General features: G+C 63.3%; 9 protein-coding genes. 4 read left to right on the forward strand and 5 right to left on the reverse strand.

Annotated features, from left to right (window positions below; all coding sequences use genetic code 11):
* Positions 1-64 precede the first annotated feature (64 nt).
* Both metX and metB read left to right on the forward strand, forming a co-directional pair.
* A complete protein-coding gene (metX, locus tag B3H86_RS04375; protein WP_292051393.1) occupies positions 65-1,150 on the forward strand; it encodes a homoserine O-succinyltransferase MetX in 1,086 nt (361 codons plus the stop codon).
* On the forward strand, positions 1,147-2,325 hold the full coding sequence (metB, locus tag B3H86_RS04380; protein WP_292051394.1) for a cystathionine gamma-synthase: 1,179 nt from the start codon (positions 1,147-1,149) through the stop codon (positions 2,323-2,325). The genes metX and metB overlap by 4 nt, the downstream gene beginning before the upstream one ends.
* 81 nt (positions 2,326-2,406) lie before the next feature.
* Here the strand turns inward: metB and B3H86_RS04385 are convergent, their stop codons facing one another.
* The 4 genes from B3H86_RS04385 to dusA form a co-directional block, all read right to left on the reverse strand.
* Entirely contained in the window at positions 2,407-4,107 is a 1,701-nt protein-coding gene (locus B3H86_RS04385) for a methyl-accepting chemotaxis protein (protein WP_292051396.1), read from the reverse strand.
* A 282-nt stretch (positions 4,108-4,389) separates the two neighbouring features.
* Positions 4,390-6,156, reverse strand: coding sequence for a methyl-accepting chemotaxis protein (locus B3H86_RS04390; RefSeq protein ID WP_292051398.1), 1,767 nt, complete (start codon positions 6,154-6,156; stop codon positions 4,390-4,392).
* Between the two features lie 132 nt (positions 6,157-6,288).
* Positions 6,289-7,116 carry a sulfite exporter TauE/SafE family protein gene (locus B3H86_RS04395; RefSeq protein WP_292051399.1) on the reverse strand — a complete coding sequence of 276 codons (828 nt, stop codon included), beginning with the start codon at positions 7,114-7,116 and terminating at the stop codon, positions 6,289-6,291.
* The gene (gene dusA / locus B3H86_RS04400) at positions 7,113-8,138 is read right to left on the reverse strand and encodes a tRNA dihydrouridine(20/20a) synthase DusA (protein ID WP_292051400.1); all 1,026 of its coding nucleotides are present in this window, start codon (positions 8,136-8,138) and stop codon (positions 7,113-7,115) included. Before dusA ends, B3H86_RS04395 begins: the two co-directional genes overlap by 4 nt.
* A gap of 213 nt (positions 8,139-8,351) precedes the next feature.
* On the opposite strand from dusA, the gene B3H86_RS04405 reads away from it, so the two are divergent.
* Positions 8,352-10,010 carry an acetolactate synthase large subunit gene (locus tag B3H86_RS04405; protein ID WP_292051402.1) on the forward strand — a complete coding sequence of 553 codons (1,659 nt, stop codon included), beginning with the start codon at positions 8,352-8,354 and terminating at the stop codon, positions 10,008-10,010.
* Positions 10,011-10,026: 16 nt separating this feature from the next.
* Complete coding sequence (locus tag B3H86_RS04410) at positions 10,027-11,415, forward strand: aldehyde dehydrogenase family protein (RefSeq protein ID WP_292051404.1); 1,389 nt, start codon at positions 10,027-10,029, stop codon at positions 11,413-11,415.
* Positions 11,416-11,467: 52 nt separating this feature from the next.
* On the opposite strand, the gene B3H86_RS04415 is transcribed toward B3H86_RS04410, so the two are convergent.
* Positions 11,468-11,914, reverse strand: a 447-nt coding sequence (locus B3H86_RS04415) for a phosphomethylpyrimidine synthase ThiC (protein ID WP_292051406.1), incomplete at its 5' end; no start/stop codon positions are given.

Consider the following 11,914-nt stretch of genomic DNA (forward strand, 5'->3'; position numbering starts at 1 on the left):
GGGTCTGTCACTGCACGGGTTTCGCGATGGGCGAGACGTGTAACGCAGGACAAAGACCCGCCAAATGACCCTGGCCCTGATCCCGAACGAAGCCAAAGACAGCGACCCCTCCTGTCGTGCCCGGCCTGTTGCTGGCTCCGCGTCGGCGCGCCGCCCTTCCGAGCTGCTTAGCCGTGAGGGTGCGCACGACGTTTTCGTTCCGGTTCCCGACGGTTTCACGCTCGATTTCGGCGGCACCCTGACGCAGAAACAGGTCGTGGGTCGCCTGCACGGCAAGGCCAACGCCCCGCTGGTCGTGGTCGCGGGCGGCATCTCAGCCGACCGTTACGTCCACCGCACCGAGACCAAGGGTCTGGGCTGGTGGTCGGGTGCCGTCGGCGTCCGCGCCCCGATCGACCTGACCCGCTATCGCGTTCTGGCCTTTGACTTCGCACCGGAATTTGGGCCCGACGCAGCCGAGCCAAAACAGCCGCTGACCATCACAACACAGGATCAGGCCCGCCTGCTGGCGCTGCTGCTGGACCATCTGGGCGTCGAGAAGGTGGCCGCCTTCATCGGCTGTTCCTACGGCGGCATGATCGCCCTGGCCTTTGGCGAGCTTTACCCCGACTGGGCCGACCAGTTGGTGGTCGTTTCGGCGGCCCACCGCCCGCACCCGCTGGCCACCGCATGGCGCGGCATCCAGCGCCGGATCCTGCAGCTGGGTCTGGAAACCGGAAAGATCGACGAGGCCATCGGTCTGGCCCGCGAGCTGGCCATGACCACCTATCGCACGCCCGAGGAATTCGACGCCCGTTTCGACAACGAAGCCCCCAGCCATGCGGGTCAGGCCTATCCCGTCTGCGACTATCTGACGGCGCGCGGAAAGGCCTATCGCGACCGCACCACGCCCCACCGCTGGCTGACCCTGTCGGACTCCATCGACCGCCACCGGATCGAGCCGGAAGCCATCACCGCCCCTGTCACCCTGATCGGTTTCAACAGCGACCGCCTGTGCCCGATCGAGGACATGGAGGAGCTGGCCAACCGCCTGCCCAACCTGTTCCGCTTTGTGAAAGCGGATTCCATTTACGGCCACGACGCCTTCCTGAAGGAAGACAAGTTCGTGGGCGAGATCCTGACCTCAGTACTGAAGGACGTAGACCAATGACCCGCGCCCGTACCGCCGATCCCCGCACCATCGCCGCCCGTACGGGCGTCGATACCGATACGGCGCATGGCTCGGTCATGCCGCCGCTCTATCTGTCGTCCAACTATTCGTTCGCGGGCTTCGACCAGAAGCGCCAGTACGACTATTCGCGCTCGGGCAACCCGACCCGCGATGTGCTGGCCGAGACACTGTCAGAACTGGAAGGTGGTGCAGGTGCCGTGATTACCGCGACCGGCATGGCCGCTGTGGACCTGCCGCTCAGCCTGCTGTCGCCCGAAGACCTGCTGATCGCGCCGCACGACTGCTACGGCGGCACACACCGCCTGCTGTGCGCGAGGGCAAGGAAGGGCCATTTCCGCGTCGCCTTCGTGGACCAGAATGATGGCGCGGCGCTGGATGCCGAGTTGGCGGACGGTGCCAAGCTGGTGCTGGTGGAAACCCCGTGCAATCCGCTGCTGCGCGTGACCGACATCGCCGATGTCGCGCGCCGCGCCCATGCGGTCGGGGCCAAGGTGGTGGCCGACAACACCTTCCTGTCGCCGGCGCTTCAGAACCCCCTGTCGCTGGGTGCGGACATCGTCGTCCACTCGACCACCAAATACATCAACGGCCACTCCGACGTGGTCGGCGGCGCCGTCATCAGTGCCGATCCTGAAGTCCATCAGGAGCTGGCATGGTGGGCCAACTGTCTGGGCATCACCGGCTCGCCGTTCGACGCCTATCAGACCCTGCGCGGCCTGCGCACCCTGTTCACCCGCATCGAGCGACAGCAGGCGACCGCCGCCAAACTGGCGCAGGTGCTGGAAGCCCACCCGGCGGTCGGGGCCGTCCACTATCCGGGCCTGAAGTCGCACAGCGGTCACGAACTGGCCGCGCGCCAGCAGCGCGGTTTCGGCGCCATGCTCAGCTTTGTACTGCTGGGGGGCCAGACGGCGGTCTGTTCGGTCATCGACCAGTTGGATATCTTCACCCTGGCGGAATCCTTGGGGGGCGTGGAGAGCCTGATCGCCCACCCCGCCACCATGACCCACGCCGCCATGACGCCCGAAGCCCGCACCACCGCCGGAATCGGTGAAGGTCTGGTGCGGATTTCCGTAGGCCTTGAGCATGAGGACGACATCATCGCCGATCTCGTCGCCGCCCTCGATTCCGTGGTGGTCAGTCAGGCGGCCTGATCCCCTCCCTGTTTGACAGCCCACGAAAAAGCCCCCTCGGCAGAACCGAGGGGGCTTTATTTCATTCACCCGTCCGGCGCATCAAGCCGCAATGGCCTGAAGTCGTTCACGGCTGATCTCGAACTGGTGCATCAGACGATCCAGCTCTGCCGCATCCTGAGCCAGAGAGCGGCTGGCAGCGGTGGATTCCTCGACCATCGCAGCGTTCTGCTGGGTCACCTGATCCATCTGGGTCACGGCCACATTCACCTCGGCCAGCCCCGTGGCCTGTTCGCGCGAAGAGCCTTCGATCTCGACCACTATGCGCGTCAGGTCACCGATCTGGTCAGCGATCTTCTGCAGGGCCGCGCCGGTCTCATTCACCAGATTGACGCCATGCCCGACCTGCTGGCTGGAGGCCTGGATCAGGATCTTGATCTCCTTGGCTGCCTCGGCAGAGCGCTGGGCCAGCGCCCGCACTTCGGAGGCGACCACGGCAAAGCCACGACCGGCATCGCCCGCGCGGGCCGCCTCCACGCCTGCGTTCAGGGCCAGAAGGTTGGTCTGGAAGGCGATTTCGTCGATCACACCGATGATGGCCCCGATCTGGTTCGAGGACTGCTCGATCTGGTCCATCGCGGAAACGGCGCGATTGACCACAACCTGACCATCCTTGGCATAGGTCTGCGATGAACGGACCATAATGCCCGCCTCCATCGCACCTTCGGCCGAGCGGGCCACGGTCGAGGTGATCTGCTCGACTGCCGCCGCGGTTTCCTCCAGCGATGCAGCCTGTTGTTCGGTACGGCGCGACAGATCGTCGGCCGCCTCGCTGATCTGGTGCGCCGCCGCACCGATGGCAGAAGCACGGTCGATGATAATCGCCACCGCCGTTTCCAGCTTTTCTGCTGCCGCGTTGAAATCGGCCTTCAGCGGGGTGGCGTTACCGGTGATGTCGGCGGTGATACGGTGGGTCAGATCGCCCTTGGCCAGCGCGGCCAGCCCCTCTGCAATGGCGCTGACAGCGACACGGGCTTCCTCGGCGGCACGGGCGCGTTCAGCCTCGACGCGGGCGCGCTCCTCCTCGCGGGCGGTGCGGGCCTGTTCGGCTTCGGTGGCCATTCTTCGGTTCTCGATACCCTGTTCCTTGAAGGTCAGAACCGCGGCGGCCATCTTGCCGATCTCGTCCTTGCGGGCGGTGGCAGGGATGGCAACCTCCAGATCGCCATTGGCCAGACGGTCCATTGCGCGGGTCATCGCCACCACCGGTTTCGACAGGGCCCCCGTCAGCCAGAATGCGGAAGCCAATGCGATCAGGAAGGCGATGGTGCCGCCGACGATGAAGGCGGTATAGGCTTGGGCATAGGCGACCTTGGTGCGTTCCGCATTGATCTTGTTCATCTCGAGCAGCGCATTGATGACGGCACGACCGTGACGGCGAACATTCACAACGATATCGGTCCCGTCGATTGTCAGTTCGCTCAACAGGACCGCGCGCTGTTCGGGATCGGCTGACAGGGCCATCCGGTTGCGGGCATCGGCGGCAAAGGCCTCACCGCCCGTGGCCAGCACGGCCTGCTGTTCCTTGAACAAGCCCTCGACATCGGCCGCAGCCAGATTGGCGACACCGGTGTTGTAAGCCAGCACATGTTCGTCGAAGGCCTTGGCGAATTCGGCCTTCTGGGTTGCGATGTAGGAGCTCATCATCAGGCGCTCGTTCGCCAGCGCAACCTGTACTTCAGTGATCGCAGCCGTGATTTCCTTGGCGCGGCGCTCCTCGTCCTGGGCCTTGTGAATAGCCATGACGGCCCACAGCACGACGAGGGTGGCAACACCACAGGCTGCTATGACTGCCGCGAAGGAAAGTGCCAACTTCTTTGGCACAGACAAATTCTGAATGAACATCGATCGGTTACTTGTACAACAAAGTTACGACCGGCATTCCTAGAACGTATGTCTATTTCAAATATTATCAGTAATATAAGTGTATTTACATAATAGTATAGATAGTGCGGCTATTTGCATAACGTACATATTTCAATAACCGCACTATCCACACCGATCCATTCCTGATGGAACGTTTGATTACACCGCCCCAGCGAACCGCTGATGACGTGAAATCTTGAACTGGCCCATGAGGCGATCCAGATCGGACGCATCCTGCGCCAGAGAGCGGCTGGCCGCCGTCGCCTCTTCCACCATTGCGGCGTTCTGTTGCGTCACCTGATCCATCTGGCTGACCGCCACATTGACCTCGGCAAGGCCGGTCGCCTGTTCGCGTGAGGAGGCCTCGATCTCGATGGCGATGGCGGTCAGCTGGGTGACTTCCTCGGCAATCCGCTCCAGTGCACGACCGGTCTGGTTGACCAGATCCACACCCTGACCGACCTGCTGGCTGGAGGCATGGATAAGGGTTTTGATCTCCTTGGCCGCTTCTGCCGAGCGTTGGGCCAGAGCGCGGACTTCAGAGGCCACCACCGCAAAGCCGCGGCCCGCATCGCCCGCACGGGCGGCTTCGACACCGGCATTCAGGGCCAGAAGATTGGTCTGGAAGGCGATCTCGTCGATCACCCCGATGATGGCACCGATCTGGTTCGAGGATTCCTCGATCTGCCCCATAGCCGAGACGGCGCGGTTCACCACCGTCTTGCCCTCAAGGGCATAGTTCTGGGAAGAACGGACCATGTTACCCGCCTCCAGAGCCCCTTCGGCAGAGCGGGCCACGGTCGAGGTAATCTGTTCGACAGCCGCGGCGGTTTCCTCCAGCGAGGCTGCCTGCTGCTCCGTCCGGCGCGACAGGTCGTCGGAGGCTTCGCTGATCTGCTGGGCCGCGGCACCGATGGCCGATGCACGATCGACAATGATCGCAACGGCAGCTTCCAGTTTCTCAGCCGCTGCGTTGAAATCTGTCTTCAGGGGCAGGGCCTTGTCGTGAACATCGACCGTAATGCGGTCCGAGAGATTGCCACCGGCCATCGCTGCCAGCCCCTCGGCAACCGCGCCGATGGCCACAGCGTCGAGACGGGCCATTTCAGCGGTCTCGGACTCATGCTGCTGACGCTCGGCCTCGGCCTGTGCACGCGATGCGGCGGCTTCGCTTTCCAGACGGCTGTTCTCACGGGCCTGTTCACGGAAGGTCAGCACGGCGTCGGCCATCTGGCCGATCTCGTCCTTGCGACCGACAGCCGGAATGGCGACATCCATCTGGCCCTGGGCCAGTCGCGTCATCGAACGGGTCATCGCCACTACGGGCACCGACAGGGCACGGGTCAGCCAGAAGCCCGAAGCCATAGCGATCAGGAAGGCCACCAGACCACCGACGCCAAAGGCGACATAGGCCTGACGGTAGGCTGCGTCACGGCGTCTGTCGTTTTCGACACGCATCTCTTCCAGAGCGTTCAGGACCTTGCGGCCCTCGGCGTTAACCGACTGGATTTCCGGTGATCCACGTACGCTCAGGCGGTTCACGACCTCATCGCGGGTTTCAGGTCGGGAAGCGCGGTCCATCATGGCCGCCAGGTCCTCATCGACGCGTTCGCCCACCTGCGCCAACACGGCCTGCTGTTCCTTGAACACGCCATTCACATCGGCTGCGGCCAGATTGACCACGCCCTTGCGATAGTTTTCGACATGCTGGTTGAACATGTCGCGGAAGTCGGGCTTGAGGGTCGCGACATAGCCACGCATGGCCATCTGCTTGTTCAGCATGGCGACGTGAACTTCACCGATGGCAGAAGTGATGTTGCGGGCTTCAGTGTCGTGCTGTTGTGCACGATGGATGCCCAGAACAGTCCACAGAACAACGATAGTTGCGATGCCGCAGGCAGCAATAACAGCGGCAAAGGCGAGCACCAATTTCTTTGGTACGGAAAGATTTTGTAGCACGGGGGAGTGACTCGGAAACGCAAATCTGACTGCGCCCTCGATACCGCCGTGTGTCTGTTTCAAACCTTAGCAATAAGGCAGGGTAATCTACTTACGACCTTAGGCTAATGCCTTGAACACAACTAAAGCCGCAGTACCCAGCAGATAAAGGGCGAAGGCGCGACGCAGCTTTTTGCGGTCCAGCCTGTGCGCCAGCCGCGCGCCATAGGGGGCCGTCCATCCCGTCAGCAGGCCCATGATGATGGCCGCCGGAATGTTGACATATCCCAGCGTCAGAGGCGGCACGCCCGATGCCCCCCAACCGAACACCAGATAGCCCAAAGACGCCGCCGCCCCGATGGCCAGACCAAAGCCCGAGGATGTAGCCACAGCCTGATGGATCGGTCGCCCGCACAGGGTCATGGTCAGGCCGCCAAAGCTGCCCCCGCCAATGCCCATCATGGCACTCAGCACACCGATGATGCTGGCGACGATCCGGCGTCCCCATCCGGTCGGCAGGTCCCTGCGAAGCGTGATGTGTTTCGGCAGCAGCCCCATCTGCGCCGCGATGACCAACAGGCAGACGCCATAGACAATGGCCAGCGCCGACATGGGCGAGCCGCCCGCGATAAAGGCCCCCACCAGACCGCCCAGCGCGACCCACGGCGTCCACGTCTTGAGCACCACCTCGTCCACCGCGCCATGCTTGCGGTGCGTGGCCAGCGATCGCAGCGAGGTCGCGACAATGGTCAAAAGGCTGGTGCCGATGGCGACGTGCAGATTGTGCTCGCCGCCCACCCCCAGCACGCTGAAAGCATAGAACAGGGCGGGCACCAGAACCGTGCCGCCGCCGACGCCGAACAGTCCCCCGATCACGCCGGCAACGGCCCCCGCCCCCACAAGGGCAGCCAGCATCATCACCAGTTCGGTCACGGAGACGTCGATCACGCGGCTTGTTCGTCCTGTGCGCGGCGGGCCTCGGCCTCGCGGACGGCCTCGATGGCGCGGTCCAGAACATCCAGACCCGCGCCCGACTTCACACCCTCGACCGTCAGGATACGGCGGAAGGCGCGCGCGCCAGGGCGACCGTGCATGGCCCCCAGCATATGGCGGGTCATGGCCACAAGGTTGATACCGCGCGCCAGCTGCTCGGCCATATAGGGCTTATAGGCTTCCAGCGCGTCGAAGATATCGGTGTCGGCAACGTCCTCGCCATAGATCAGGCGGTCGGCCTGCCCCAGCAGGGCCGGCTCGTGATAGGCGGCGCGGCCGATCATTACGCCATCCAGCGCCACACCATCATAGGGAGCCAGCAGCTCCAGCGCCTGTTCCAGCGAGGCGATGCCGCCGTTGATGCCGATGGTCAGGTGCGGGCGCTCTTTTTTCAGGCGCTTCACCAGATCATAGTCCAGCGGCGGGATGTCGCGGTTTTCCTTAGGGCTTAGGCCTTTCAGCCACGCCTTGCGGGCATGGACGGTAAAGTCGGTGATGCCGACCTTGGCGCATTCATCGACAGTGGCAAACAGGCTCTCGTTCGGATCCTGATCATCGACGCCGATACGGCATTTGACCGTGGCGGGGACCGAGACTGCGGCCTTGATGGCAGCCATACACTCGGCCACCAGCTCCGGCTCCTTCATCAAACAGGCCCCGAAACGGCCCGACTGCACGCGGTCCGACGGGCAGCCGACGTTCAGGTTGATCTCGTCATAACCAAAGTCCTCACCGATCTTGGCGGCCTCGGCCAACTGCCTGGGATCGGACCCGCCCAGTTGCAGCGACACCGGATGCTCGGCGTCCGAAAAGCCCAGCAGATAATCACGGTCACCATGAATGACCGCCGGTGCCGTCACCATCTCCGTGTACAGCAGGGCGCGCTTCGACAGGGTACGGTGGAACGCGCGGCAGTGCCGGTCGGTCCAGTCCATCATCGGCGCGACGGAAAGCCTGCAGGTGGGTTGTGACAGCATTCTTCGGGACATCGGATCAAAGCAAACGGACCTGTGCGGCACATCGTCCCGACAGGCGGCCTCCATATAGGCGACTTCGCCCGTAAAGGCGATGTCGGACCAAAGGCGAGAGATTTACGGTCTTACGCAAAACGGTCTGCAACCCTCGCCTTAAGCGAACAAGGGTCTATATGGTCTTACGGGGGGCCTTCGAAACCAAACCGCAAGGACCGAATGATGCCCAAGGGATCCGACCTTTTTGTTGCCGCTCTGGAAAACGAGGGCGTCGAACGCATCTTCGGTGTGCCGGGCGAGGAGAACCTCGATCTGGTGGAGTCTCTCAGGACCTCCAAGATCCAGTTGATCCTGACCCGTCACGAACAGGCGGCGGCCTTTATGGCGGCCACGCACGGGCGGCTGACCGGTAAGCCGGGCGTATGTCTGGCTACCTTGGGTCCGGGCGCGCTGAACTTTTCGACCGGTGCGGCCTATGCCCATCTGGGGGCCATGCCGATGATCCTCATCACCGGCCAAAAGCCGATCATGAGTGCCAAACAGGCCCGCTTCCAGATCGTGGACATCGTGGCCTCGATGAAGCCACTGACCAAGATGACGCGCCAGATCGCCAGCGCCGCCAGCATCCCCTCGACGGTGCGCGAGGCCTTCCGCGTGTCGATGGAAGAGCGCCCCGGTCCGGTCCACCTCGAACTGCCCGAAGATGTGGCCGGTGAGGAAGTGGCCGAAGTGCCGGTCATCCCGATCCACCCCATAGAACGCGCCATAGCCGCCCCTGCCGCGCTGGACCGCGCCATCGAGGCGATCAAGGCGGCCAAGCGCCCGCTGGTCATGGTGGGCGCGGCGGGCAACCGTCCCAAGCTGATCGAGCCGCTGTCCAGCTTTATCACCCGCACGGGCCTGCCCTTCTTCAACACCCAGATGGGCAAGGGCGCGGTAACGGGCGGATCGAACCGCTATGTCGGGACCGCCGCCCTGTCCGAAGGCGACTATGTGCACGAGGCGGTCGAGGCGGCCGACCTGATCATCTCCATCGGCCACGACACGGTCGAAAAGCCGCCTTTCCTGATGCGCACAGAGGGCGGGCCCAAGGTCATCCACATCGACTATCAGTCGGCCACGGTGGAACAGGTGTTCCACCCCGATCTGGAAGTCATCGGCGATATTGGCACCACAGTGCTGGCGCTGGCTGAAAAGCTGGACGGCCAGCTGTCGCTGGACCCGCACATGCTGGAACTGCGCGAACGCATCCTTGGCCGCATCAATGACCGCGCCGACGAGGACCGCTTCCCCGTCACGCCGCAACGTCTGGTGCATGATGTGCGCAAGGTCATGCCCGAGGACGGCGTCGTCTGCCTCGACAACGGCATGTACAAGATCTGGTTCGCGCGGAACTATCGTACCCACGCGGCCAACACCTTGTTGCTGGACAATGCGCTGGCGGCAATGGGCGCGGGCCTGCCGTCAGCCATGATGGCCGCCATGATCTATCCCGAGCGGCGCATCATGGCGGTGTGCGGCGACGGCGGCTTTATGATGAACTCTCAGGAAATGGAGACGGCGGTTCGGCTGGGTCTGAACCTTGTCGTCGTCATCCTGAACGACAGCGCCTATGGCATGATCCGCTGGAAACAGGCGGTCGATGGTTTCCCCGACTATGGCATGAGTTTCGGCAACCCCGACTTTGTCCGCTATGCCGAGTCCTATGGGGCCAAGGGTACGCGCGTGACGGCGGTCGAGGATCTGATCCCCGCGCTGGAGGCTGCATTCGAAGGCGGCGGCGTGCATCTGGTGGAAGTGCCGATCGACTATTCTGAAAACACCCGCGTCCTTGTCGAAGAGCTGCGCAACCGCAAGCCCAGCGTCGAATGCGCCTGAGGACAGGAGAGTAAACATGATAGACGTTGTTCAGGCCTTTGATCGCCAGCTGATCAAACAGATCCCAACCGACGATGCTGCCGCGCTGGAGCGCAAACTGTCTGCGGCGGTGCGGGTGTTCAAGGATCGCGACAACTGGCTGAAACCGCATCAGCGCATGGCGATTTTGCGCAAGCTGGCCAGCTTGCTGGAGGCCAGGCGGGACCACTTTGCCATGACCATCGCGCGCGAGGGCGGCAAGCCCCTGCCCGATGCCATTGTCGAGACCAATCGGGCCATCGACGGCATTCACAATGCCGCCGACGAGCTCCGCAATTTCGGCGGCAAGGAAATTCCGATGGGATTGTCGGCGGCAGCTGAAAACCGCTGGGCCTTCACCACCAAGGAACCCATCGGCGTGGTGGCGGCCATCTCGGCCTTCAACCATCCGCTGAACCTGATTGTGCATCAGGTGGTGCCCGCCATCGCTACGGGTTGTCCGGTCATCATCAAACCCGCCTCTACCACACCGCTGTCCTGTATCGCGTTTGTCGAACTGGTGCATGAGGCGGGGGTGCCCGAAGACTGGGTCCAGACCCTTATCACCACCGACAATGAACTGGCGCAGGCGCTGGCGACCGACGGGCGAATTGCCTTCCTCAGCTTTATCGGCTCGGCCAAGGTGGGCTGGTCGCTGCGGTCCAAACTGGCGGCGGGCACGCGGCTGGCGCTGGAGCACGGCGGTGCGGCACCGGCCATCGTTGACCGCAGCGCCCTGCTGGACAAGGTGATCGAGCCGATTGTGAAGGGGGCCTATTACCACGCCGGTCAAGTGTGCGTTTCAACCCAACGCCTGTATGTGCACAACGACATCCTGTCGGATGTCACCGAGCGACTGGTCAGCCGCGTAAAAGCCCTTCGCGTGGCCGATCCGACGTTGAAGGACACCGAGGTTGGCCCGCTGATCCTGCCGCGCGAGGCGGATCGCGTCAGCGAATGGATCAAGGAAGCGGTCGACGGCGGTGCACAGCTGGCCATCGGCGGCGAGCGCCTGTCCGAGACCACGCTCAATCCGGCGGTGCTGGTCAATCCGTCAGAGACGGCGCGTCTCTCGACGTTGGAAGTGTTCGGGCCTGTGCTGGCTGTCTATGGCTATGATCAGCTTGACGAGGCCGTGGCCCGCGCCAATGCCCTGCCGACCGCCTTCCAAGCCAGTGTGTTTGCGCAGGATATCGATGTGGCCCTGCGCGCGGCCGAGCGTCTCGATGCCTCGGCGGTGATGGTCAACGACCCGACCGCCTTCCGCACCGACTGGATGCCCTTTGCAGGGCGCAAACAATCCGGTTTCGGCGTCGGCGGCATCCCCTACACCATGCATGACATGTCTGAGGACAAGATGATCCTGCTCAACCGTCGCCCCCTCTGAATGCCCATCGGCCCCGCCGCAGTATGCGACGGGGCCGATAAGTTTTCAGGCCTTAGGCCGGTTCCTTCACCGACACATACAGATCGCCGCCATCACGATATTTGGCCGCCATCTGCTCCATGCCTTCCTCGGCACGGGCGGCGTCACGGATATCGTGGCTGATCTTCATCGAGCAGAATTTCGGCCCGCACATGGAGCAGAAATGCGCCACCTTGTGCGCCTCCTTAGGCAGGGTCTGGTCGTGGAAGGATCGCGCCGTATCCGGATCGAGCGACAGGTTGAACTGGTCCTCCCAGCGGAACTCGAAGCGGGCGCGTGACAGGGCATCGTCGCGCAGTTTCGCTGCCGGATGCCCCTTGGCCAGATCGGCGGCGTGGGCGGCGATCTTATAGGTGATGACGCCCACCTTCACATCGTCACGGTCCGGCAGGCCAAGGTGTTCCTTGGGCGTGACATAGCAGAGCATGGCCGTGCCGAACCAGCCGATCATGGCCGCGCC

The organism is Brevundimonas sp. UBA5866, from assembly GCF_002432125.1.
Lineage (GTDB): Bacteria > Pseudomonadota > Alphaproteobacteria > Caulobacterales > Caulobacteraceae > Brevundimonas.

Excerpts from the sequence above, each read along its gene's own strand:
- metX (WP_292051393.1), top strand. The coding sequence starts at position 65 with ATGACCCTGGCCCTGATCCCGAACGAAGCCAAAGACAGCGACCCCTCC.
- metB (WP_292051394.1), top strand. The coding sequence starts at position 1,147 with ATGACCCGCGCCCGTACCGCCGATCCCCGCACCATCGCCGCCCGTACG.
- B3H86_RS04385 (WP_292051396.1), bottom strand. The coding sequence starts at position 4,107 with ATGGCTATTCACAAGGCCCAGGACGAGGAGCGCCGCGCCAAGGAAATC.
- dusA (WP_292051400.1), bottom strand. The coding sequence starts at position 8,138 with ATGCTGTCACAACCCACCTGCAGGCTTTCCGTCGCGCCGATGATGGAC.
- B3H86_RS04405 (WP_292051402.1), top strand. The coding sequence starts at position 8,352 with ATGATGCCCAAGGGATCCGACCTTTTTGTTGCCGCTCTGGAAAACGAG.
- B3H86_RS04410 (WP_292051404.1), top strand. The coding sequence starts at position 10,027 with ATGATAGACGTTGTTCAGGCCTTTGATCGCCAGCTGATCAAACAGATC.